This is a genomic window from Jatrophihabitans sp. (assembly GCF_036389215.1).
GTDB lineage: Bacteria > Actinomycetota > Actinomycetes > Mycobacteriales > Jatrophihabitantaceae > Jatrophihabitans_A.
This window is the reverse complement of record NZ_DASVQG010000346.1, coordinates 1-22,616: the sequence shown is the minus strand read 5'-3', so window position 1 is coordinate 22,616 and position 22,616 is coordinate 1. Positions and strand designations below refer to the sequence as shown.

Below are 22,616 nucleotides of genomic sequence, written 5' to 3'. Positions count from 1 at the left end.
CTCGGCCTCAATCGTGCTGAGGCGTCACCGGCACGCGAGTGGGAAGAATCCCGGGATTTGGTGGGCAAGGGGGGAGTTGAACCCCCACGTCCTTACGGACACACGGACCTGAACCGTGCGCGTCTGCCATTCCGCCACTTGCCCGAGGCGTCTTGAAAAGACGGCCCAGATTAGCACGGCGCCATCGTCGTCCCTGCGGGGCCCGGAACCCCGCTCGCGGATACCATCAACGGCATACGGGGGCCTCCGCGGCCCCGGAAACCACGATGCCAGCGAGCAGCCCGGAGAGGAGGACCGCGACGATGAGCCTCGCTCAGCGTTTCGAACGACGGCTCGAGAGCATGGTCGGCGCGGCCTTCGCACGGGTCTTCAAGGGTCAGGTCGAACCGGTCGAAATCGGTAACGCCCTGCAGCGCGAGGCGATGGACAAGAAGGCCGTGATGGGCAACGGCCAGGTGCTGGTGCCCAACCGCTACCGGATCACCCTGGGCGCCTCGGACTACGAGCGGCTGGCGCCCTGGGAGGTCCAGCTGACCCGGTCGCTGGCCGAGCTGGTCCAGGAGTACCTCGACGACAACCGGCTGGCCACCATCGGCGACATCGAGGTCTACCTGGCCCGCGACGAGTCGCTGCACACCGGCGTGTTCGGGGTCGCCTCCCGGATGGAACCGCAGGCTCCGCCGCGCCGCCGGCCGGTGGACTCGATGTCCATGCCGTTCGTCGCCGGCCGTCCGGACGAGTACCAGCAGCCCTACGGCTCGCAATCCCACCCGCAGGGCGCCCAGCAGGCCGAGGTCGCGGCTGTTCCAGCCCCGAACGCACCAGCCCCGAACGCACCAGCCCCGAACGCCGCCGCCGCGCAAGCCGCAGCGCCGAACGCCCCGGCCGGGCAAGCCCCCGGCCAGTCCCGGCGGGAGGACCCGGAGCCGACCCAGTTCTCCCAGCAGGCCCAGCCGACCTACATCGCGCCGCCCCGCCGCCCGGCCTACCAGCCGCGGCTCTCGGTGGACGGCACCCCGCGGATCATGCAGCTCAGGCAGGGCAGCAACATCATCGGCCGCGGCACCGGCTCGGACCTGCAGCTGATGGATCAGGGCGTCTCGCGCCGGCACGCCGACGTTCACGTCGCCGACGGCCACGCCACCGTCTATGACCTCGGCTCCACCAACGGCACCTCGGTCAACGGCCACGCCGTCAGCACCCAGCCGCTGCAGCACGGCGACGTGATCCGGGTCGGGCACACCCGGCTGGTGTTCCACGAGGACGACTCTTGACCTCACCACTGGCGATCCAGCTGATGCGCTTCGCCTTCCTGGCGCTGCTCTGGCTCTTCCTGTACGGGATGATCCGCGTCATCCGGATGGAACTGCGCACCGCCGGCGCTCCCCGGGTGCCGGTGCCGTCCAAGCCCAAGTCCAAGAAGGCCCGCGCCGCGGCTTCCGACAGCCGCCCGGGCCGCGGCGCGCTGTCGCAGGTGATCGTCACCGAGGGCAGCCTGGCCGGTACCCGGGTGGCGCTGACCGGCAAGCCCATCCTGATCGGCCGCGCCAACGACTCCACCCTGGTCCTGACCGACGACTACGCCTCCACCCGGCACGCCCGGATCAGCGAGAACAACGGTGTCTGGTACCTGGAGGACCTGGGCTCGACCAATGGCACCTACGTCGGCCACGCCAAGGTCACCGGCCCGGTGCCGCTGGAGGCCGGCGTGGTGATCAGGATCGGCAAGACCGCCATGGAACTCCGCTAAGCGCATGGCGCTCACCCTCAAGTACGCGGTGCGCTCGGACCGGGGCCTGGTCCGCGGCAACAACGAGGACTCGGTCTATGCCGGCCCCCGGCTGCTGGCGATCGCCGACGGGATGGGCGGCCACGCGGCCGGCGAGGTGGCCTCCAAGATCGTCATCGGCACGGTGGAGAGCCTGGACGAGGACCGGCCGATCGCCGACCTGATCGGCACGCTGCGCGACACGGTGGCCGACGCGACCGCGGCCCTGGCGCACGCGGTGGACGAGAACCCCTCGCTGGAGGGCATGGGCACCACCCTCACCGCGATCCGGTTCGCCGGCAGCCGGATCGCGCTGGTGCACGTCGGGGACTCCCGTGCCTACCTGATGCGCGGCGGCCAGCTCAGCCAGATCACCCACGACGACACCTACGTCCAGTCCCTGGTGGACTCGGGCAAGCTGACGGCTGACGAGGCCTCCCACCACCCGCGCAAGTCGGTGATCCTGCGGGCGCTCAACGGCGCCGAGGTCGACCCGGACATCTCCATCCGGGAGGCCCGCAAGGGCGACCGCTACCTGCTCTGCAGTGACGGCCTGAGCGACGTCGTCACGGCGACCACCCTGCTGGAGACGCTGGCCTCCGGCACGCCGCAGGTCTGCGCCGACCGGCTGATCGAGCTGGCCCTGCGCGGCGGCGGCCCGGACAACGTCACCTGCATCGTCGCCGACGTGGTGGACCTCTCCGAGGGCGACGACCTGCCGATCGTGGGCGGCGCGGTGACCGACCGGGTGGACACGATGGATTCCGGCTCCTCCTCCCCGGCAGCGCGGGCGGCCCGGATGTCGGGCCCGGACCGGGCCGCGCCACCGGCCCCGCAACCACGTCGGGGCAAGCGGCGCTGGCTGGTCAGCGGCCTGGCCGCGCTGCTGCTCGTGGTGGCCGCGGTGAGCGGGTACCTCTGGACCCAGAAGCAGTACTTCGTCGGCAGGGACGGCAACGAGGTCGCCGTCTTCCGGGGGGTGAACACGCATTTCGGGCCGGTCAGCCTGTACTCGGTGATCCAGAACAGCGACCTGAGGGTCGAGGACCTGACCCAGTCCGCCAGCGGGCAGGTGATCAACGGCATCACCGCCAGCAGCCGGGCCGACGCCGACGCGATCCTCAAGCGGCTGGCGGCCGAATTGAAGCCGCCGTGCCCGGTCGCCACCTCGGCACCGGCCACCCCGACCGCGTCCGTGAGCCGGACCACGACCGCGAGCCGGACCGCGACCGCGAGCCGGACCGCGACCCGAGCGCCCGGCAAGTCGCCGGCACCGAGCCGGACCGTGACCACCCCGACGCCGACCACCCCGACGTCGAGCGGCACCCTGCCAGCGACCACCCCATCACCGTCGAACACCCCCGTGCCGGGGGTGGATTGCCGATGAGCGGAGTCAATCCAGCGATGAGCGCTTGCCCGAAGAGCGAGGCCCAGCGATGAGCCGGCCCAACCGGATCGCGACCCGGCGCGGCACCGAACTGGTGTTCGTGATCGCCGCGGCGCTGATCGTGGCGTGTGCCGAGGCGTTCGTCGAGATCACCCGTAACAGCGAGATCTCCAGCCACGTGGCGACCTACCCGCTGGTGGTGCTGGCGATCGGGCTGGCCTGCCACCTGGCGATCCGCAGGACCGCCCGGTACGCCGACCCGCTGCTGCTGCCGTGCGCCGTCCTGCTGGTCGGCCTCGGACTGGTGATGATCCACCGGCTGGACCTGGGCCTGGCCCAGCAGGCCGCCGAGAACGGCACCACCTACAGCGGCGTCGCCGCCGCGAGCCAGGTGGTCTGGGCGTTCCTCGGCCTGGTGGTCTTCCTGGCCGTCCTGCTGGTGATCCGGGATCACCGGATGCTCGCCCGCTATGCCTACACCCTTGCCCTGGTGGGGCTCTTCCTGCTGATGCTGCCGGCAGTACTGCCCGCCCAGTACAGCGAGGTCAACGGTGCCCGGATCTGGATCCGGATCGCGGGCTTCTCGATCCAGCCCGGCGAGATCGCCAAGATCGCGCTGACGATCTTCGCCGCGTCCTACCTGGTCGACAAGCGTGACGTGCTCTCACTGGCCGGCCGGCGGCTGGTGGGCATCGACCTGCCGCGCGGCCGCGACCTCGGGCCGGTGCTGGTGGCCTGGCTGATCAGCATCGGGGTGCTGGTGCGCAACCACGACCTGGGCACCTCGCTGATGTTCTTCGGGCTGTTCGTGGTGCTGCTCTACATCGCCACCGAGCGGGTCAGCTGGGTGATCATCGGTGTCCTGCTGTTCGCCGGCGGCTGCGTCCTGTCCTACGAGCTCTTCGGAACCGTCAAGCAGCGGGTCGACGTCTGGTTGCACGTCTTCGACTACCTGCAGGACCAGGGCTACCAGATGAGCCAGTCGCTGTTCGGCCTGGGCACCGGTGGCCTGTTCGGAGCGGGCCTGGGCGGCGGCCGTCCCGAGCTGGTGCCGGTCGCCAAGTCGGACTTCATCCTGGCCTCCTTCGGCGAGGAGACCGGTCTGTTCGGCCTGGTCGCCATCCTGGCGCTCTACCTGGTCTTCCTCTCCCGCGGCTTCGCCACCGCCCTGGCGGTCCGGGACTCCTTCGGCAAGCTGCTGGTCACCGGCCTGTCGTTCTCGCTCGGCCTGCAGCTGTTCGTGGTGGCCGGGGGCATCTCGCGGCTGCTGCCCGAGACCGGCCTGACAACCCCGTTCCTGTCCTACGGCGGGTCGTCACTGGTGGCGAACTTCGGGCTGCTGGCGCTGCTGCTGCGGGTCTCGGACGCGGCCCGCCGGCCACCGACCACGCCGCCGTCGGCGGTCACCACCGAGAGCGGGCCGGTGCCGATCACTGCCGGGGACAGCTCATGAACCGGCCGATCAGGCGGGTCGGCATCTTCGTCGGGGTGCTGCTGCTGGCCGTGGTGCTGAACCTGAACTGGGTGCAGGTGATCAAGGCCGACCACTACCAGGACAACACCGCCAACCGGCGCACCGTGCTGAACGAGTACAAGCGCCAGCGCGGCTCGATCGTCCTGCAGGGCTCGGGGACGCCGGTGGCGGAGTCGGTCGCCACCAAGGACGCGCTGATGTACCTGCGCAAGTACGCAGGAGGTCCGGTGTACGCCCCGGTCACCGGCTTTAACTCGCTGTACTACGGCAACGTCTCGGTGGAATCGGCTGAGGACGGGGTGCTCTCCGGCGCCGATGACCGGTTGTTCGTACAGCGGCTGACCAACCTGCTGACCGGCCGGGACACCCGCGGCGGCAACGTGCTGCTGACCATCAACAAGCAGGCCCAGGCGGCGGCCTACCAGGCGATGGGCAACCGGCGCGGCGCGGTGGTGGCGCTGGATCCGGCAACCGGAGCGATCCTGGCCGCGGTCAGCATGCCTTCCTATGACCCGAACACCCTCAGCTCGCACTCGGCGGAGAAGATCCAGGCCGCGTACAAGAGGTACAACGCCGACCCGGACAACCCGCTGCTCAACCGGGCGTTCAACGTGACCTACCCGCCGGGGTCGGTGTTCAAGGTGGTGGTGGCCAGTGCCGCGCTGAAGAACGGCCGGACGCCGCAGACCCGCATCCCGGCGGTCAACTCCCTCACCCTGCCCCAGACCCGGACCCAGTTGCGCAACTTCGCCGGCGAGCAGTGCGCGGACGGCAGGACCGACACCCTCAACCATGCGCTGACCATCTCCTGCAACACCGCCTTCGCCCAGCTCGGCATGGACCTGGGCGCCGACACCCTCAAGCAGCAGGCGGCCCTGTTCGGCATCGACGACAACGGTTTCGACGTGCCGGTGCCGGTGGCCGGGTCCTCGGTCGGGCCGATCGTCGACCAGGCGTCGCTGGCCCAGTCGAGCATCGGCCAGCGCGACGTCCGGGTGACACCGCTGCAGGCCGCGATGATCTCGGCGGCGGTCGCCAACGACGGCAGGCTGATGACGCCCTTCCTGGTCTCGGAGGAGCAGGCGCCCAACCTCGCGGTGCTGAGCCACCCGGACCCGCAGGTGCTCAACCAGGTGATGAACTCGACCCAGGCCGACCAGCTGACCGCGATGATGGTCGACGTCGTGAACAAGGGCACCGGCAAGGCCGCCCAGATACCGGGCATCCAGGTCGCCGGCAAGACCGGCACCGCCGACAACGGCCCGCAGAACTCCGACGGCGCGTACCTGAACCCGCCGCATGCGTGGTTCTCCGGTTTCGCGCCGGCGGACAATCCCAAGATCGCGGTTGCCGTGATCGTGGAGAACGGTGGGGTGCACGGCAGCGAGACCACCGGAGGTCTCGCCGCGGCACCCGTGGCACAGGCTGTGATGAAGGCTTATCTGGCCGCGATCGGGGTCAGATGAGCAACTTCGCACGGCAGCGACACAGTGAGGACGTCCGATGACGGCAGCACGGCTGATCGGTGGCCGCTACGAAATCGGGGAGCTGCTCGGTTACGGCGGCATGGCCGAGGTGCACAAGGGCAAGGACGTCCGGCTCGGCCGGGACATCGCGGTGAAGGTGCTGCGTGCCGACCTGGCACGCGACCCGGCGTTCCAGAACCGGTTCCGGCGCGAGGCGCAGGCCGCCGCGGGCCTGAACCACCCCTCGATCGTGGCGGTGTATGACACCGGCGAGGACGACGGTCCGGAGGGTCACACCCCGTACATCGTGATGGAGTACGTCGAGGGGCACACGCTGCGCGAGGTGCTCAAGACCCAGGGGCACCTGCCTCCCCAGCAGGCCATGGAGATCACCGCCGAGGTGTGCTCGGCACTGGACTTCTCACACCGCTCGGGCATCGTGCACCGCGACATCAAGCCGGGCAACGTGATGATCACGAATGCCGGCGCGATCAAGGTGATGGACTTCGGCATCGCCCGGGCGCTTGCCGACAATGCGGCGACGGTGACCGCCACCGCCGCGGTGATCGGCACGGCTCAGTACCTGTCCCCGGAGCAGGCCCGGGGTGAGTCGGTCGACGCCCGCTCGGACGTCTACTCCACCGGGTGCCTGCTCTACGAGCTGCTCACCGGACATCCGCCGTTCACCGGTGACTCGCCGGTCGCGATCGCCTACCAGCACGTCCGGGAGAACCCGCAGGTGCCGTCGTCGGTGAACCACGCGGTGCCGCCGGCGCTGGACTCGATCGTGATGAAGGCGCTGGCCAAGAACCCGCTGAACCGGTACCAGACCGCCGCCGAGATGCGCACCGACCTGCAGCGGGCCCTCAGTGGCCAGGCGGTCGAGGCCGAGGCGGTGATGACCGACGCACAGCGGACCCAGTTCATCGCCCAGGCCAGGCCCGTCGCTCGGCCCGGGGTGCTGACTCCGAACTACGACGACGATGACGACACGGCCAATCACCGCGGTGCGCTGATCTGGACCGCGGTCGTGCTGGCGCTGTTGCTGGTCATCGGTAGTGCCGCGCTCTACGTGCTGAAGCGGGACAACAACGCCGACACCCCGGCGCTGTATCCGGTTCCGGCGCTGGTCGGGTTGTCACCGGCGGCGGCGATCGACCAGCTGCGCTCCAACCACCTGATTCCCGCGACCGGCAAGCCGGAGGGCAGCAACGGCCCGTGCAGTGCCGGCTCGGACGCGCTGCCGTTGAAGAACCCGACCAAGGGCCAGGTCTGCACCCAGAACCCGGCGGCCGGCAAGGAGGTGGCCGACGGCACCACGGTCAGTTTCACCGTCTACACGGGGCCGGCCAACGTGCTGGTGCAGCATGTCGTCGGGCTGTCCTACAGCGAGGCGCAGAAGGCGCTGGCCTCCGAAGGCCTGGCGGCGAGCCGGTCCGACATCGACAGTGCGAAGCCGGCCGGCCAGGTGGTCGGCCAGGATCCGCCGGCCAACGCCTCGGTGCAGCCGGGTACCACCGTCAAGCTGCAGGTTGCCAACGGCAAGGTGAAACTGCCTGACGTCACCAAGCTGACCGAGCAGCAGGCGCGGACGAAGTTGAACCAGCTCGGGTTCACCACCATCGCCCGGTCGAGCACGGCCCCGGTGCAGCCGGGCTATCAGGTCGGCCAGGTGATGGCGGTCGACCCGACGCCGGGCATCTTCTACGACCCCTCGACCACGATCACCCTTACGGTTGCGGTGAAGCCGGTGTGCCCGTCACCGTCACCGTCGCCCTCACCCTCGGACACCCCGTCCTCGAGCCCGTCCGGTTCAGGTTCTGGCACGCCGTCGGTCTCCCCCAGCAAGAGCAGCACAGCAGCCAGCAGCTCGTCGGCGCCGTCGTCGAACCCGTCCTGCACGCCCGGCTAGAACGGCGGCGGCTCCGGTCCGGTACCTGAGCTTGCCGGCTCGGGCAGCGGCCAACGCTGGGGTGGTGTGGTGCGATAGTGCCTGCCTGCCGGACTGATCCATCGGGTGCTGCCGGTGTTGCCATCTCGCCAGACCCGCCAGCCGGCTTCAGTTTTGGCGTTATGGTGCCTGCGGTGCAACGGGTGCAGGTTGCCGGCGCTCGTGCTACCCCGTGGGTAGGCCACGATGTGATCGAGGTCGGACCGGCGTGCCCGATGAGTGCAGAACGGAAAGGTGCACTCGCCGTCGCGGCCGATGACGTGATCGCTGAGATGCCTCGGTGGCCGGTAGCGGGTGGTGCCGTAGTCGAGCAACTGGCCACTTACCGGGTCGGTGACCAGCCGCCGCCAGGTACCGCTGGGATCGTGGGCGAGCTGCCGGGCGTAGCCGGCGGTGATCGGGCCATAGCCGTCGAGCCAGCCCGGTTCCTCGTCCTGGCCGACCAGGGTCGACAACGCGACCGTGACGTTGATGGCGGGCTGATGTCCTTGCAGTCTCGGCAGTTCACCCCGGGCGCCGTGCAGGACCGCGTTCACCAGCTCGTCGGCCCGAAGCTGATCCATCGTCCGGGCATCATCGGCCGGCGCCAGCCGGGCGACAGCGTCTATCCGGTCGTAGAGCAGTTGGGCCTGGGCGGCTGGAAGCAGGGCCATCAGCCAGGACGTTCCGCAATCAGCCGGTGCCAGCCGGATGTGCCGGTCACCGACCGAGCGCTGATGCTTGTGCTCGGCAGAGGCCGGATCCAGTTGCAGCGCGGCTCGCTTGGCGGCCCGCTTCAGCTGCACGGTGGATTGCCGGTGCGCGTACCTCATCACGCGGGCTTCGTAGTCGGGCAGGACTTCGTCCGGCAATTCGTAGGACGCCTCGGTGACGGCGGTCGCCTGGGCAGTACCGATCCGGCCCTCGGCCAATGCTGTGAAGGTAACCGGCAACTGACGGCACAACCGCTCGGCGTTCTTGAGCAGGTTCTGCGCGGCCGGACCGGATAGCCCCAGCGCACAACCGACCTCTTCGACACACCAGTGCTTGTCTGAAGAATCCTGCACGGAGATGAGGCTCAACAGCGAGAGCTGGCGTGCCGACCACCAAGCTGCCTGCCGCTGGTGATCGGCCAAGGCACTGATGCGCTCGGAGGCGTCCAGCTCGGAGAACGTCACGGCGGCCAACCGAGCCATCTCGGCGAGGCCAGGTCGCCGCCACGCGGTGCCATGGCGCAATGCCGGGGCAGGATCAGTCGCCGCGTCAGCTTGATCGGCGAAGACCAGCGTGGGCACTGGGAGCACGGGCGGCTCTACCCACTCGACCAGCACCAAGTCAGGAGGAGGGATGTCCGGCAGCGCGGCATCGTCCAGCGGTGGCAGGAAGTCCCACTCGCGAAGGTCGAAGTCGGCTGCGGTCATGGTGCAAGACTAGCGTGGCCTACTGACCACAAGCGGCGCTGTTTCACCTTTGTGGATAAGCAGAGTCGTATCCAGATGGGACCGTCGTGCCATGTGGATAAAACTAATCTGCTATCAGTGTCAGCAGAACTCAGAGGCACGGCCGCCGAGAAGCCACCCCTCAGTAGGACTTTGGCAGACCGAGTGAGAACTGGGCCACGAAGTTGAGCAGCATCTCTTTGCTCACCGGGGCAATCCGCATCGCCCGCACCACGCCGAGCAGCGCACCGAGGCCGTACTCGCTGGTCAAGCCGTTTCCGCCGTGCGTCTGGATCGCCGCATCCAGGGCGTTCCACGCTGCCTCACCGGCGGCGTACTTGGCCATGTTCGACGCTTCCCCGGCCGCCATCGCATCGCCGGCGTCATGCGCACCGGCCGCCTTGTACACCATGAGCTTGGCGAGTTCGGTCTCGATGTGCGCCTTGGCCAGCGGATGCGCGATCGCCTGGTGCGCCCCGATCGGCTGCTTCCAGACCGTGCGCTCGTTGGCGTAGCGGGTCGCCCTGCCCAGCGCGAACCGGGCGGTGCCGATCGAGAACGCGGCGACGGTGATCCGCTCCGGGTTCAGGCCCGCGAACAGCGCCGGCAGCGCGGCGTCGAGCGAGCCGCCGATCACGTTCTCGATGGGCACCTGCACGTCGTCGAAGTAGCAGAAGAACTGCCGCTCCGGCGACACCAGCTCCATCTCGATCGGCCGGTACTCCAAGCCCGGTGCGTCGGTCGGCACGACGAACAGCGCCGGACGGATCTGGCCACCGTCGCGCGAGGCCGGGGATTGCCCGACCACCAGGATGTAATCGGCCTGGTCGACGGCGGAGATGTAGTACTTGCGGCCGTTGACGGTGTAACCGCCGTCCGGCCGCGGCACCGCACTCGTGGAGATCTTGTGCGAGTTCAGCCCCGCGTCGGGCTCGGTGATCGCGAACGCCATCTTGATCGAGCCGTTCGCCATGCCCGGCAGCCAGCGCTGCTTCTGCTCCTCGGTGCCGCTCTGGGCGATGATGGTGGCGCAGATGGCCGGTGACACGACCAGCAGCAACAGCGGCGCCCCGGCCGCCGCGAGCTCCTCGCAGACGATCGCCAGTTCGGTGATGCCGGCTCCGCCACCGCCGTACTGCTCAGGGGTGTTGACCCCGATGAAGCCGAGCTTGGCAGCCTTCTCCCACAGCTCGGTGGTCACCTCGTGCTTGCGGGCCTTGGCCAGCCAGTAGTCGATGCCGAACTCCCGGCCCAGATCGGCGACCGCCGAGCGCAGCGCCAGCTGTTCGGCGGTTTCGGTGAAGTCCACGGCGGCGTTCCCTCCGAAGGTGTGGGCTGGTGCCCCGACGGTAGCCGACCGAACCGCTCAGGGGCGCCGGATCGCAGGGCAAGGGCAGCAGCCCGGACGATGCGGCCTGACGATGCGGGCCTGACGATGCAGCACGCACGATCCAGAGCCTCAAGGCCGTGAAGGCGGTACGGTCCTGGCGTGACCGAATGGGTCCACCTGGCCGTCGGCCTGGCTGCGTTGCTGATGATCGCGATCGGCGTCTCCTACGCCGGTCGGCTGAACCGGCACCGTGACCTGCTGGTGGCGTCGCTGCGGGCGGTGCTGCAACTGGCGTTCGTCGCTGTGGCCCTGCGCGGGGTGTTCGCCGCACCGGTGACCTCCATCGCGGTCGTGGCGGTGATGTTCACGGTGGCCACCTGGACCGCGGCTCGGCGGCTGCGGCCCACCGAGGCGGCGCTGGCCGCGGTGATGCTCTCCTGCGGGGCCGGCGCGTCGGTGGTGATCGCGATCATCGTCGCCCTGCCCACCCTGGACCGGAACGTGCGCAACTTCGTGGCGGTGTCCGGCATCGTGCTGGGTGGCACCATGACCGCGGCCACCCTGGCCGGTCGGCACCTCGGCGAGGGCCTGCGCCGGCGCCGGGACGAGGTGGAGGCCTGGCTCTCCATCGGGGCCACCCCGCGGCAGGCCGTCCGCGAGGTGGCCCGGTGGGCGGCGTCGGAGGCATTGGTGCCGGCCCTGGACCAGACCCGGACGGTAGGGCTGGTGACGCTGCCCGGGGCGTTCATCGGGGCGCTGCTCGGCGGTGCCAGCGCGGTCGAGGCCGCCAGGTTCCAGATCGTCGTCCTGGTCGGGTTGCTGTGCGCCGAAGTGATCACCGTGGTGCTGCTGACCTACCTGCTCGGAGCGCCACGGCAGCTGCCGGCCGGCTGACGCACGCGATGTGCCGGCGGCCTGGTTAGGATCGGCGTCCGAGCTGACTGTGGAGCTGACCCGTGGCGGAACCGGCATCGAACACCGAGGCATCGAACACCCAGGCATCGAACACCGAACTCGGCACGCTGCGCGACTGGCTCGGCTACCAGCGCGAGCACGTGCTGGGAATCCTGGAAGGCCTTTCCGAGGACGACCTGCGCCGTCCGGTGCTGCCGTCGGGGTGGACCTGCCTCGGCCTGGTCAACCATCTCGCCCTGGACGTCGAGCGGTTCTGGTTCCGCGCCGTCGCGGCCGGCGAGCAGGTCGAGCTGGGGGACGGTGACGCCGCCTGGCGCGTCGGCCCTGATGTCCCTGCCCAGGCGGTGTTCGAGCTCTACCGCCGGGAGACGGCGTTGGCGGACGCCGTCATCAGCACCACGCCGCTCGACGCGGCTCCTGCCTGGTGGCCCGCTGAGATCTTTCCCGGCCTGCCACCCCGGAACCTGCGCAACAACATCCTGGCCGTGATCACCGAGACGGCCTGCCATGCCGGGCACCTGGACGCCGTCCGGGAGTTGATCGACGGCCGGACCTGGCTGGTGCTGACCTAACCCGTGCTGACCTGACCCCACCGGTGCTGGCCCGACAGCCGGGCGACGTCCGGGCCTCGTCTGGGCCTAGGTGTCGTGACCTAGGCGCCGCCGCCGAGGCCCGCCTGGATGGCGTAGTACAGGTCATTGGCCGACCCGGGAGTCGGGTCGGCTGCAGGGCGCAGCAGCCGGTTCCGCTTCAGCGACCGGAGCGCGCGAAGTGCGGTCTGCCGGTCGGCCGGCTCGGAGGTTCGCCAGAAGCGCAGTCGCATGTAAACCTCCCTGAGGTGCCTGGCGCCAGCGTACGGCGATAACCGGCTGGTGGTGCTAGATGTCTGGTGGTGCTAGATGTCCGGGTTGTCGTCGGTTCCGGCGGCATCGCCGTCTTCGGCGTCCCGGCCGGTCTCACTGCCGTACTCCTCGGCCGCTCGCCGGTGCCGCAGCAGGTCCCAGCAACGGTCCAGCTCCCGCTCGATGGCATCGAGCCTGCCGCGCTCGGCCGAGTTCAGCCCGATGCCGGTGTGGGTCGAACGCAGCTGGTGCTCCTCGGCGACCAGCTCGTGAATCTGCCGCAGGATTGGTTGCTCACTGTCGTGCGCCATCGCTGGCTCCCTTCCAGAGGTCGGACCCCAAGCTCGCCTCCGGTCAACCCTACGACCACCGCCACTGTCCGGTCAGCCGGCCAGGACACCGCTAGCGTGCAAACCATGACCGACAGCCTGCCTGCTGACAGCCTGCCCGCCGAGGACGCCGCCCGTGAGCTGGCCGAGCTGTGCATGCGGACCATGCTCGGCGCCGACGCGGCCTCGGCCTCGCTCGGCATCCGGGCGCTCTGGGCAGCCCCCGGCCGGGCCGAGATGGCGATGACGGTGACGCCGGCAATGCTGAACGGCCACCTGATCGGCCACGGCGGCATGGTGTTCACCCTCGCTGACACCGCGTTCGCGGTGGCCTGCAACAGCTACAACCGAACCACGGTGGCAACCGGCTGCGACATCGACTTCCTCGCCCAGGTCCGGGCCGGGGACGAGCTCCGGGCGGTGGCCGTGGAGCGCTACCGGCGCGGTCGCGGCGGCTTGTACGACGTGACGGTGCGGCGTGCCGACGGCGAGGTGGTCGCCGAGATGCGCGGCCGGTGCCGGGAGATCCAGGGTTCGCTGGTCGGCGAACCGGCGCCACGCTAGGCGCGGGCCGGCCGTAGCCGCTCAGGCCGAGTGCGAGATCAGCTGGAGCAGCCCGAGCGCGTAGGCCTGCTCGGCATCGGAATGGCGCACCTGCACCGGCACCGAATTGACCTCCAGCCGCACCCGCCAGTCGCCGTCGATCCGGTCCAGGCCGCGGAACGTTCCGGCCAGCAGCTCGCGTAGCTGGTCCTCCCGCGGCAGCCAGACCGCATCGCGATCCTCCACCGAGTCCAGTGCCCATTCGGTGGTGCCGTTGAACCCGATCACCTGGCCGTGCTCGAGCTGGTGCACCTCGACGGTCATGTCGCTGAGCACGAACACTTCGTCGTCCATTCCACGATCGACCACCACGAAGCGATCGCCGGACGCAGGCGTCCAGCGCAAGCCGGCGTCTCTGAGCAAGCGCGCGGTTTCTATCGAGATCACCCCTCCAGTATGGCGAGGCCACCATAGGCAGGAGTCTTGAGCCAATCTTGAGCGTTTGGGGCATATGAAATTTACGTGAGCTAGGAAGGGTAGACATGGCCGGAACGCTGTTCCGGTTCGCCAGCGTGATCAGTACCGGCGGGAAGGGACGAGGGCGCGATGCGGGCATCTATCACTGCCGCAGTGCTGCTCGCCGTGACCCTATGGTCCGCGCCGACGGTGGCCGAGGCCAGCTTCAACCAGCAGGCTGCCTCGGCCCAGTCAGCTTCCAGCGCACTGCTTCACCCGCCGACGGGCCTGTCGGTCTCCCGCAGCGCCTGCAACATCACGCTGACCTGGACGGCGACGGTCGATGCCAGGGCAACCGGCTATCACGTGTACAACGGCGCGACGCTGCTGCAGACGGTCACTCCCAAGTCGGCCACCAGCAAGGCGTTTGCGATCACCAAGAACACCAACTACACGTTGACAATGGTTACTTACTACCTGAACTGGTCGAGCAGCACGAGCCAGGCCGTGGCGATCAGCTGCTGATCGGCGACATAGCCACCGCGGGCTGACCGCGTATCAGCGGCTGTTCCCGCGATTCGCTATGCCTGGACCCGGCCGGTCACCTACGGTAATCACTGTGGTGGTCGAGAGAGCCTGGTCCGCAGTCATCGTCGATGACGACGCTGACATCCGCGCCCTGATCGCCGAGCTGTTGCGCCAGTCCGGCTTCGAGGTGACCGAGGCGGCCAGCGGCATCGACGGCATCGCCGCCGTCCGCGAGGTCGAGCCGGATGTGGTCACCCTGGATCTGAACCTGCCCGATCTCGACGGCATCGAGGTGTGCCGCCGGATCCGGGAGATCACCGATGCCTACGTGGTGATGCTGACGGCCCGTCCGGACGAGATCGACCGGCTGATGGGGCTGGAGATCGGCGCCGACGACTATCTGACCAAGCCGTTCAGCCCGCGGGAGCTGCGGGCCCGGATAGCGGCGATGCTGCGCCGCCCGCGCTCGGGTGCCGGTTCGCTGTCCGCGCCCGGAGCGCCGGCCGAGTCGGTACGGCACGGCGGGCTCGAGGTCGACATCGAGGGTCGGATGGCGATGCTCAACGGGGTGGAGCTGGACCTGACCCGGACCGAGTTCGACCTGCTCGCCACCCTGCTGTCAGGGCCCCGGCGGGTCTGGCCGCGCGAGACGCTGCTGCGGACGGTGTGGGGTACCGACTGGGTCAGCGACGGTCACCTGGTCGAGGTGCACATGGCCAACCTGCGTCGCAAGCTCGGTGACGATCCGCGCAGCGGGCGCTACATCCGGACGGTTCGCGGCGTCGGGTACCGGCTCGGCGTCGGATGACCCCGCCGAGCCCGGTCACGGCGGCCGACCGTGAGCGGGACCGGATCTCGGCGCTGCGCGAATACGGCATCCTGGCCGGCCGGCCGGTGCAACCACCCGGAGGTGCGGACGAGGCGACGCTGGCCGGCTTCACCCGGCTCGCTGCCCTGGTCTGCGGTGTGCGCGGTGCGGTGCTGAACCTGATCGATGATCGGCACCAGTTCCAGCTTGCGGCCGTCGGCTGCGAGCCGACGGTCTCCGATCGTGCCGATTCGATGTGCGAGGTCACCCTGCGCCTCGGCGAGCAGCTGGTCGTGTCCGATGCCCGGCAGGACCAGCGGTTCGCCTCGAACCGGTGGGTGACCGGCGAACTCGGGCTGATCCGGTTCTACGCGGCCAGCCCGCTGCGGGCACCCGGTGGGCACCTGGTAGGCACCCTCTGCGTGTTCGACCGTGAGCCCAGGACCCTGGATGAGGACCAGCGGGCCGCGCTGACCGCGCTGGCCGCCGGCGTCGTGGACGTGCTGGAGCTGGGCCGCCGCTCGAATCAGCTGCGCCAGACGGTGGCGGAGCTGGCGCGCTCGCACCGGCAGCTGGCGGCGTTCGCCGCCCAGCTCAGCCACAACCTCAAGACGCCGCTCACCGCGTCGCTGGGCTTCGGGGAGTTGCTGCAGGATCATCCGGCGGTGCGCCAGGACCCGACGGCCCTGGAGTACGTCAACCGGTCGCTCTCGGCGAGCCAGCGGATGATGTCAGCCATCGACCAGCTGCTCAGCTATGCCAGCGTGGGCGGCGCTCCCCAGCACGCGCCGGTGCGGGTACCCGAGCTCGTCGAGAGGATCCTCGCCGATCTGGGACCGCTGGCTGCCGGTGCCGAGGTGCGCTGCGATCAGGCCACGGTGATCGCCGATCCGGTGCAGCTTCGGGTGCTGCTGTACAACCTGCTCGACAACTCGCTGCGCTACCGCAAGCCGGGCAGCCCGTGCGAGGTGGCGGTGACGGTCGCCGCGACCAGCTGGGGCAGTGAGCTCAGGGTGGCCGACAACGGTCCCGGAATTCCTGCCGACCAGCGGCCGGCGGTGCTGCGGCCGTTGGTACGGCTGGAGTCAGAGACCGCCGGGACGGGGCTGGGCCTGGCTGCCTGCGAGCGGATCGTGGCCGCGCACGGTGGCACGCTGTCGATCATCGGCACCGCTGGTGGCGGTACCACCGTGTGCGTGCGGCTGCCCCGAACGGTGGACGCCGATTCCGGCGATCACTAGCGGCGCAAGCTCACACGGCAGGTGCGGGCGGTGTCAGCAGCTGGGCCGGTTCCGCCAGCCCGACCGGCTCGGAGGTGTTGGCCTGCTGGACTGTCGCGGCAGGCTTGGCCCGGGTCGGGCGCCAGATGCTCAGCAGCAACCAACACAGCAGGAGGACCGGTACCGCGCTGGTGAGCAGGGTGTGCACCAGCGGAACTCGTAGCGCCCGGATCGCGGTGCCGGCCTTGGGCACGACGGTCCGCACCTGCCAGACCATCTTGCCGTTGAGGGTCGCGATCCACGGGTCGGGGGCGCTGTTGGCATCCCCCTGGGTCCGGATGTTGACGATGCCCGGGCCGGGCCGTTGGACCTCGATCACCCGGTGGCTGACGACCCGGTGGTCATCGACGGGAATGTGGTAGGTCAGCACCTGGCCGACCCGCACGTCGCCGAGTGCCAGCGGGGTGTCGATGATGACGTCACCGGACTCGATGGCCGGCGACATGCTGGCGGTGAGCATCGTCGCGGTGCGGTAGTGCAGCAGCCGTGGGCCGATGGTGACCGCCAGCAGGACGAGGACGGCGAGCCCCAGCAGCAGCGTGCTCAGCAACCGAGCGGCCCGCCGGAGCAGTGTCATGCCAGCGCCCCGAGCAGTGACCGGACCCGTTCCAGCAGCAGGGACGGCCGGATCGGCTTGGTGAGATAGTCGTCGGCGCCGGCCTGCAGACCGGCTTCGCGGTCCTGCGGGGAGGCCAGCGCGCTGACCAGCAGCACTGCGGTGCTGGCCGTCCGCGGCTCTGCCTTCAGGGCCCGGCAGACATCCAGGCCCGACAGCCCCGGCATCGAGACGTCGGAGATGACCAGGTCCGGCACCAGTTCGCCGGCCTGGTCCAGCGCCTGCTGCCCGGAGCTGGCAACCCTGGGGTGGTACCCGCCCCGGTGCAGCGCCGCCGTGAACAGCGCCCGGATGTCGTCGTCATCCTCGACGAGCAGCACGCGCGCCGGACGCTCGATGCGGGTCATGCGGACTTCCTTCCAGATACTGCTGTGCGGTTGCGGACTGCACGGGGTGCGGCTGTGGAGAAGGGCTGATCCCGGGCGGACGACACCGGGACCAGCCCGCTCGGGGGCGGCTACTGGTTGGTGGCCGCGCGCTGGGTGCCGGTGAAGGTGAAGCTGACCACCGACGACTGGTTCTGGAAGGTGTTGTCCGCCGCCGCGGGGAAACTCATGGTCACGACCAGGTTGTCGGTGTTGTTGGCCGCCAGCGCGCTCAGGTTGCTCAGTGCCACGTTGCTGCCGATCAGCGCGCGGGTGGTCAGCACCGACTTGGTGGTGCCCGAGCAGCTGTAGACGTAGGCCGGCGCGGTGCCGGTCTCGGTCCACGCGGTGGAGCAGGAGTCGATCTTGAGTTGCAGCCCGAGGGTCGCGTCGGTGTCGAGCTTGGAGCTGGTGGTGGCGCTCGTGGTCAGCACGATGCTGGAGAGCGCCTGGTTGCCGGCGGCGTTGGTCAAGGTCACGCCCCGCTGCACCGTGTCACCGGGCACCAGGCCGGTCGCGGCAACGCTGAACCGGTTGGCCGCGGTGTTGGCGGCGCCGAGCGCGATCGAGACGGTGCCAGAGCTGACGCTGGCCGAAGCCGAGGTAGCGGAGGTGAACGAGCCGAAGGTGCCCAGGCCCGCCGCTGCCGCAGCGGTGCCGAGCAGCGCGGCTGAGACGAGTACCTTGCTGCGAACCGTGCTGAGTTGTACTGACATCGGGGACTCCCTGGTTGGTCCGGTCGGGGGTTGACCGGGGCATGAAACTGTTAGGAGTACTGTGCCGATGTTTGTTCTGCGTTAGGTTACGTTGGAACTCAGCGTTTGATAGCAGAAGGCTCAAGCCAGCCTCAAGGTCGCACCTTCGCTAGGGTGGAAAGCATGAGCGAGCAGCCCCGAACCACCAGCGACTCCGATGACCAGAGTGGGGACACGATCGGCGCCAGCAGTCCCGGAGCGGCCGGCACGACCGAGAAGGACCCGAGTGACTGGGTCACCGGAGACGAGCCGATGACCGGCGCCCAGCGCAGCTATCTCGACACGCTGGCCCGCGAGGCCGGTGAGCAGTTGCCCGCTGACCTGACCAAGGCGCAGGCCTCCGAGCACATCGACCGGCTGCAGGCCCAGACCGGACGGGGCAAGGGCGGCTAAGCCTCGGGCCGCAGCGACTTCGACGGGCCCTGCGCCGCTGCCCGGGTGATCAGCTCGGCCTCGCAGACGGCGAGCAGATCGGCCGAGGACTGGCCGTCCCGGGGCTTGGCCGCGACCGCCACCAGTGCCGGGATGGCCTGCTGGTGCAGTGCGGCGCGCATCCGCGTCGCCAGGGCTTCGGCGTTGGTGCCGGGGCAGTCCGCCAGCAGGATCGCCAGGCCTGACTTGCCCATCGCGCCGATCGCGTCGCACCCCACCTGCATCCGGGCCACCAGGCTTACCGCTGCCGGGTCGGCGGTGTCGATCCGCATGATGGCCGTCACCGGGCAGGCGGCCACCACCTCGCGGGCCACCGTCAGCCACGCGGCTTCGGTCATCGGGCGAATGGTGGTGTCATCGGTGAGGTGAAGGTCCGACTGCACGGCCCAGCGCTGGATCAGGATCGCCGCCGGCAGTGAGAGCCAGGCCAACGGGACGTGGAGGTTGATCAGCTGTACCTGCGCCGCGGCGAGTCCGATGGTCAGCACTTCCAGCTTGTGGCTCTCAGCTTTCAACAGCAGGCTCAGCGCCTTGTACTGGCCGGCTGACACCATCGCCAGCGCGACGGCGGCCATGCCCACCAGCATGTAACCGGCGGCTGCCAGGGCGAGCGGAAGCGGATCGGGCAAGGCCAGCGCCATGCAGCTGTTGGCAGCGGTGGCGGCCAGGATCGCGCCGGCAGTGCTGTAGACGTATCGGTACGGCGTCGCCTGCCCCGCGATGTTGCGGGCCGGCCATTCGGCTATCGCGGCGGCCGCGATCACAATTGCCGCCAGTGTCAGAGGCAGCACGGCTGCGGCTGCGAATGCCCAGGTGGCGAGCAGGTTCGGGCAGAGCGCCGGCAACTTCTCCTGCCGCAACGCACGCCGGGCCCGCTCCCAGCTGACGGTGAAGCGCGAGTACACGATGCTGAGGGACGCCAGGAGGGCTGCGGTCCAGAGGTCCGACTGGTGGAAGGCCCCGATCGAGGCTAGCGCCGTGCCTGCCGCCGCCAGGTCGACAGCCAGGATCACGATCATCGCGAACAACGACGCCCGCCACAGCGCCCATCCGGATATTGCTGTCACGATCACCCTCTCCCACTGCGAACCCGACCCCCGCTAACGTGCGAACACCGGGGTGAGGACCATGAAGATGGGTCAATCCCTGACGCGCCGTGGTGACAGACAGTACATAACGAACTTCTCGCTGTCACGTCGGAAGTTTGGTTCGTGTCCACCAGCTCGCTAGTTCTCACAAGGCACGCTGCGGTGAGGAAAGTGAACGGCATAAACCCTCCAACCGCAAATACTCCGGCCGATGGTGCGGGTATCGCTGCCTTCCGGCAGTAGAAACCGACCACTCAGGCGTAGCGCCTAACGTGCATATCCAAACCGCCTATAAAACTCCGCAGTCCGTGGAGCTTATATAGACGGTTTGTGGCACGAGGTCAGCGCGCGAAGAGTCGCATTGGCGGCTAACCTCGGCGCTGGCATCTGGCTATGGACAGACCCGTCGGTTTCGCTTGTGAATGTTTCGCCCAGGGAGGTGACAATGATGCAGAACTACGAATGGGTCTGATGCGCGTCTAGTCTTTGCTTTGGTAGATGCCCTGAACACGCGGGTTGAACCAAGGCGACTGGGGGACGGGGCTTTCGCACCCGGGAGTCCCGGCCCTCGATCTGAACGACCCATGGTTACCAAGCCGCGTGACCACTCCGCGGGCTGCTCAGCATCCAGAACAAACCCACGTCTCAACCGTGTGGAGAGCGGTGCTCTCCTGTAGACGGAAACCAGCTGTGGGGGCGACGTGTAATCGCGTGTCCGGCACGTTCATCGTGCACATAGACCGCAGCCAGTCCCCTGTTTGTGCAGACGAGAGACGTGTAGGCAGCAATGGCCTATACACCATTCAGTAGTAGCAGAAGCTGCCGCGCCGGTCTCCTCGCCGATTGATCCGCTCCGGTAACCACGGTCGTTCGCATCGTTTATGCAGCCGAACGTAGCCGTGGTGAACGCCCGATCGAGTCGAGTGCGGTCAGGCCGGGGTTATCTTCAGGGCATGACCGAGACTCAGCGGCAACCGGTGCCCCGCAATGACGGGGGTGAGCTGGACACCGCCACCGCCTTTCTCAGCTTCGCCCGCAGCTGCGTGCTCAAGAAGGCCGATGGCCTGAGCGACGAGCAGTTGCGCCGGGTACTGGTGGCTTCGGGCACCACCATCCTGGGGCTGGTCCAGCACCTGAGCGAGGCGGAGCGGCTCTGGTTCGGCTATGACCTGCTCGGCTCCGAGCCGGACCCGGAAGCGGACTTGGGGATGGCGGTCCCGGCCGGGCGCAGCACCGAGCAGGTGCTGGCCGGCTACCACGAGGCGATCCAGGCAAGCGATGCCGCTATCCGGTCTGTAGGCGATCCGGCGGCGCTGATGGCCCGGCCGGTGGACGGCAAGCGGCTCAGCCTGCGCTGGCTGCTCGCACACGCCACCAGCGAGACCGCGCGGCATGCCGGCCATGCCGACATCCTGCGGGAGCAGATCGACGGCGTGACCGGCCGCTGAGTCGCTGCCCGCGTCCCCCGGCCGGACCTCCTCCTGGACGAGGATGACCATGTTCTGCTCGTCCACTTCCGGTGGGAGGGGCTCGACCTTCCCGACGGGTTCTGGGCCTGTGGATCTCCTCGCCGAGAACGTCGACGGCATTCGCTGGTTCTCCCCGTCCGACGTCGCCACCGGCATCGTGACGTTCAGCCCCAGGACTTGCACGAGCACTTGACCCGAGTCTTGGACGAGGGCGTACCTAACGGTCCGCGCGAGGTCCCCGCACTCGACTGAGCTGGCTCGACGGTGCCGGCCGACGTCACACCGGGCGGTACTCGATCAGCACTCGGCTGACGGTGCCGGCTCGCCAGATCTTGAGATACGGCTGAATCTGTCGCGGCGCATCGCTGCTGGCGAGCCGCTGACGGCAGAGACGATCGACTTGTTCAATCGGCTACTGGGCGGCGCGAACCCACAGCCGTAGCGGCAGGTACGCGGGATCGCTGCGGAGGGTGTGGGATTTGAACCCACGGACAGTCTCCTGTCGAGCGCTTTCAAGGCGCTTGCACTCGGCCACTATGCGAACCCTCCAGAACGCGACGGCCCCCGGGACCGGCGCTCTGGCCCAATTCTGACAGAGCCGGGCCGGGCGAGGTCCGGCGGTCCGAGATCGGGCAGGTCCGACCAGGGGACTGTCAGTCAGCGGCCGCCGGCTATCTTCCGGGCCCGCTGCTGGACACCGGGCTCGCCGTACGGGTAGTCGGCGGGCTCCGGATCACTGGCCTTGTCCAGCCGCTCGGTCTGCTCGGCGCTCAGGTGCAGGTCCGCGGCCTGCAGGTTGTCCTCGAGCTGGGTGATCGTCCGGGCGCCCAGGATCACCGAGGTCACCGCCGGACGGTCCGACAGCCAGGCCAGCGCGACCTGGGCCATCGTCACCCCCAGTTCGTCGGCCACCGCCCGGACGACGTCGATGACATCCCAGGTGCGCTGCCGGCTGGACCGGCGGTCATAGCCCTCCACCCCGCGGTCCGGGTTCTCACCGAGCCGGGTGGCGCCCGAGGGCCGCTCCTCCTTGCTGTACTTGCCGGTCAGCCATCCGCCGCCCAACGGCGACCAGGGCAGCAGGCCGAGCCCGTTCGCCTCGCTGGCCGGCACGATCTCCCACTCGATCTCGCGTACCAGCAGGTTGTACTGCGGCTGCAGGGTGACCGGTGCGCTGAGGCCCAGGTGTTCGGCGGTGTCCACGGCGTGCTGCAACTGCCAGCCGGTGAAGTTCGACAGCCCGATGTAGTTGATCTTGCCTGCCCGCACCGCGTCGTCCAGGAACCGCAGCGTCTCCTCGATCGGTGTCAGCGGATCGTGGGCGTGCACCTGGTACAGGTCGATCCAGTCGGTCTGCAACCGCCGCAGCGACGCCTCCAGCGCCAGCCTCAGGTGC

General features: G+C 69.0%; 24 protein-coding genes and 2 tRNA genes. 14 read left to right on the top strand and 12 right to left on the bottom strand.

The window, feature by feature from the left end:
* Window positions 1-58: 58 nt before the first annotated feature.
* Window positions 59-144 (bottom strand) — tRNA-Leu (locus VF542_RS19880).
* Window positions 145-302: 158 nt separating this feature from the next.
* Between VF542_RS19880 and VF542_RS19875 the strand changes: the two genes are divergently transcribed.
* Genes VF542_RS19875 through pknB form a run of 6 tightly spaced genes read left to right on the top strand, consistent with a single transcriptional unit; the run spans window position 303 to window position 8,007 of the window.
* Entirely contained in the window at window positions 303-1,274 is a 972-nt protein-coding gene (locus VF542_RS19875; protein WP_408653431.1) for an FhaA domain-containing protein, read from the top strand.
* Entirely contained in the window at window positions 1,271-1,750 is a 480-nt protein-coding gene (locus VF542_RS19870) for an FHA domain-containing protein FhaB/FipA (RefSeq protein ID WP_422653742.1), read from the top strand. Before VF542_RS19875 ends, VF542_RS19870 begins: the two co-directional genes overlap by 4 nt.
* Before the next feature lie 4 nt (window positions 1,751-1,754).
* On the top strand, window positions 1,755-3,155 hold the full coding sequence (locus VF542_RS19865; RefSeq protein WP_408653430.1) for a PP2C family protein-serine/threonine phosphatase: 1,401 nt from the start codon (window positions 1,755-1,757) through the stop codon (window positions 3,153-3,155).
* Window positions 3,156-3,204: 49 nt separating this feature from the next.
* Window positions 3,205-4,608, top strand: coding sequence for an FtsW/RodA/SpoVE family cell cycle protein (locus VF542_RS19860; RefSeq protein ID WP_408653429.1), 1,404 nt, complete (start codon window positions 3,205-3,207; stop codon window positions 4,606-4,608).
* Window positions 4,605-6,095 (top strand): peptidoglycan D,D-transpeptidase FtsI family protein, encoded by a 1,491-nt coding sequence (locus tag VF542_RS19855; RefSeq protein ID WP_408653428.1) that lies wholly within the window; start codon window positions 4,605-4,607, stop codon window positions 6,093-6,095. Before VF542_RS19860 ends, VF542_RS19855 begins: the two co-directional genes overlap by 4 nt.
* 37 nt (window positions 6,096-6,132) lie before the next feature.
* On the top strand, window positions 6,133-8,007 hold the full coding sequence (pknB, locus tag VF542_RS19850; protein WP_408653427.1) for a Stk1 family PASTA domain-containing Ser/Thr kinase: 1,875 nt from the start codon (window positions 6,133-6,135) through the stop codon (window positions 8,005-8,007).
* Here the strand turns inward: pknB and VF542_RS19845 are convergent.
* Together VF542_RS19845 and VF542_RS19840 are read right to left on the bottom strand one after the other, a co-directional pair.
* A complete protein-coding gene (locus tag VF542_RS19845; RefSeq protein WP_408653426.1) occupies window positions 8,004-9,446 on the bottom strand; it encodes an HNH endonuclease signature motif containing protein in 1,443 nt (480 codons plus the stop codon). The genes pknB and VF542_RS19845 overlap by 4 nt on opposite strands.
* A gap of 160 nt (window positions 9,447-9,606) precedes the next feature.
* Window positions 9,607-10,773 (bottom strand): acyl-CoA dehydrogenase family protein, encoded by a 1,167-nt coding sequence (locus tag VF542_RS19840; RefSeq protein ID WP_408653425.1) that lies wholly within the window; start codon window positions 10,771-10,773, stop codon window positions 9,607-9,609.
* Window positions 10,774-10,953: 180 nt separating this feature from the next.
* Here VF542_RS19840 and VF542_RS19835 point away from each other — a divergent pair, with 180 nt between their 5' ends.
* Both VF542_RS19835 and VF542_RS19830 read left to right on the top strand, forming a co-directional pair.
* Window positions 10,954-11,688, top strand: a complete 735-nt coding sequence (locus tag VF542_RS19835; RefSeq protein ID WP_408653424.1) for an ABC transporter permease — start codon at window positions 10,954-10,956, stop codon at window positions 11,686-11,688.
* Window positions 11,689-11,750: 62 nt separating this feature from the next.
* Window positions 11,751-12,281: a DinB family protein gene (locus VF542_RS19830; protein WP_408653423.1), complete on the top strand. Its 531-nt coding sequence runs from the start codon at window positions 11,751-11,753 to the stop codon at window positions 12,279-12,281.
* An 80-nt stretch (window positions 12,282-12,361) separates the two neighbouring features.
* On the opposite strand, the gene VF542_RS19825 is transcribed toward VF542_RS19830, so the two are convergent.
* Together VF542_RS19825 and VF542_RS19820 are read right to left on the bottom strand one after the other, a co-directional pair.
* Entirely contained in the window at window positions 12,362-12,532 is a 171-nt protein-coding gene (locus tag VF542_RS19825) for a hypothetical protein (RefSeq protein ID WP_408653422.1), read from the bottom strand.
* A gap of 72 nt (window positions 12,533-12,604) precedes the next feature.
* Window positions 12,605-12,862 (bottom strand): DUF2630 family protein, encoded by a 258-nt coding sequence (locus VF542_RS19820; protein WP_408653421.1) that lies wholly within the window; start codon window positions 12,860-12,862, stop codon window positions 12,605-12,607.
* Between the two features lie 105 nt (window positions 12,863-12,967).
* On the opposite strand from VF542_RS19820, the gene paaI reads away from it, so the two are divergent.
* Complete coding sequence (gene paaI / locus VF542_RS19815; protein ID WP_408653420.1) at window positions 12,968-13,444, top strand: hydroxyphenylacetyl-CoA thioesterase PaaI; 477 nt, start codon at window positions 12,968-12,970, stop codon at window positions 13,442-13,444.
* Window positions 13,445-13,465: 21 nt separating this feature from the next.
* Here the strand turns inward: paaI and VF542_RS19810 are convergent, their stop codons facing one another.
* A complete protein-coding gene (locus VF542_RS19810; protein ID WP_408653419.1) occupies window positions 13,466-13,870 on the bottom strand; it encodes a pilus assembly protein CpaE in 405 nt (134 codons plus the stop codon).
* Window positions 13,871-14,053: 183 nt separating this feature from the next.
* Here VF542_RS19810 and VF542_RS19805 point away from each other — a divergent pair, with 183 nt between their 5' ends.
* The 3 genes from VF542_RS19805 (at window position 14,054) to VF542_RS19795 (ending at window position 16,456) form a co-directional block, all read left to right on the top strand.
* Window positions 14,054-14,404 (top strand): hypothetical protein, encoded by a 351-nt coding sequence (locus VF542_RS19805; protein ID WP_408653418.1) that lies wholly within the window; start codon window positions 14,054-14,056, stop codon window positions 14,402-14,404.
* Between the two features lie 94 nt (window positions 14,405-14,498).
* A complete protein-coding gene (locus VF542_RS19800; protein WP_408653417.1) occupies window positions 14,499-15,215 on the top strand; it encodes a response regulator in 717 nt (238 codons plus the stop codon).
* On the top strand, window positions 15,212-16,456 hold the full coding sequence (locus VF542_RS19795; protein WP_408653416.1) for a sensor histidine kinase: 1,245 nt from the start codon (window positions 15,212-15,214) through the stop codon (window positions 16,454-16,456). Before VF542_RS19800 ends, VF542_RS19795 begins: the two co-directional genes overlap by 4 nt.
* 10 nt (window positions 16,457-16,466) lie before the next feature.
* Here VF542_RS19795 and VF542_RS19790 read toward each other — a convergent pair whose 3' ends face one another.
* From VF542_RS19790 to VF542_RS19780, 3 genes are all read right to left on the bottom strand, one after another.
* The gene (locus VF542_RS19790) at window positions 16,467-17,072 is read right to left on the bottom strand and encodes a signal peptidase I (RefSeq protein WP_408653415.1); all 606 of its coding nucleotides are present in this window, start codon (window positions 17,070-17,072) and stop codon (window positions 16,467-16,469) included.
* A complete protein-coding gene (locus tag VF542_RS19785; RefSeq protein ID WP_408653414.1) occupies window positions 17,069-17,458 on the bottom strand; it encodes a response regulator transcription factor in 390 nt (129 codons plus the stop codon). The genes VF542_RS19790 and VF542_RS19785 overlap by 4 nt, the downstream gene beginning before the upstream one ends.
* 110 nt (window positions 17,459-17,568) lie before the next feature.
* Window positions 17,569-18,192, bottom strand: coding sequence for a TasA family protein (locus VF542_RS19780; RefSeq protein WP_408653413.1), 624 nt, complete (start codon window positions 18,190-18,192; stop codon window positions 17,569-17,571).
* Between the two features lie 162 nt (window positions 18,193-18,354).
* Here VF542_RS19780 and VF542_RS19775 point away from each other — a divergent pair, with 162 nt between their 5' ends.
* A complete protein-coding gene (locus VF542_RS19775; RefSeq protein WP_408653412.1) occupies window positions 18,355-18,624 on the top strand; it encodes a DUF3072 domain-containing protein in 270 nt (89 codons plus the stop codon).
* Here VF542_RS19775 and VF542_RS19770 read toward each other — a convergent pair.
* Window positions 18,621-19,730 (bottom strand): hypothetical protein, encoded by a 1,110-nt coding sequence (locus VF542_RS19770; protein ID WP_408653411.1) that lies wholly within the window; start codon window positions 19,728-19,730, stop codon window positions 18,621-18,623. The two genes, VF542_RS19775 and VF542_RS19770, sit on opposite strands and share 4 nt — an antisense overlap.
* A gap of 974 nt (window positions 19,731-20,704) precedes the next feature.
* Here VF542_RS19770 and VF542_RS19765 point away from each other — a divergent pair.
* On the top strand, window positions 20,705-21,199 hold the full coding sequence (locus VF542_RS19765; protein WP_408653410.1) for a DinB family protein: 495 nt from the start codon (window positions 20,705-20,707) through the stop codon (window positions 21,197-21,199).
* Window positions 21,200-21,684: 485 nt separating this feature from the next.
* Here the strand turns inward: VF542_RS19765 and VF542_RS19760 are convergent.
* Both VF542_RS19760 and VF542_RS19755 read right to left on the bottom strand, forming a co-directional pair.
* Window positions 21,685-21,769, bottom strand: a tRNA-Ser gene (locus tag VF542_RS19760).
* A gap of 108 nt (window positions 21,770-21,877) precedes the next feature.
* Window positions 21,878-22,616: aldo/keto reductase (locus tag VF542_RS19755; protein ID WP_408653409.1), on the bottom strand; the 739-nt coding region annotated here is incomplete at its 5' end.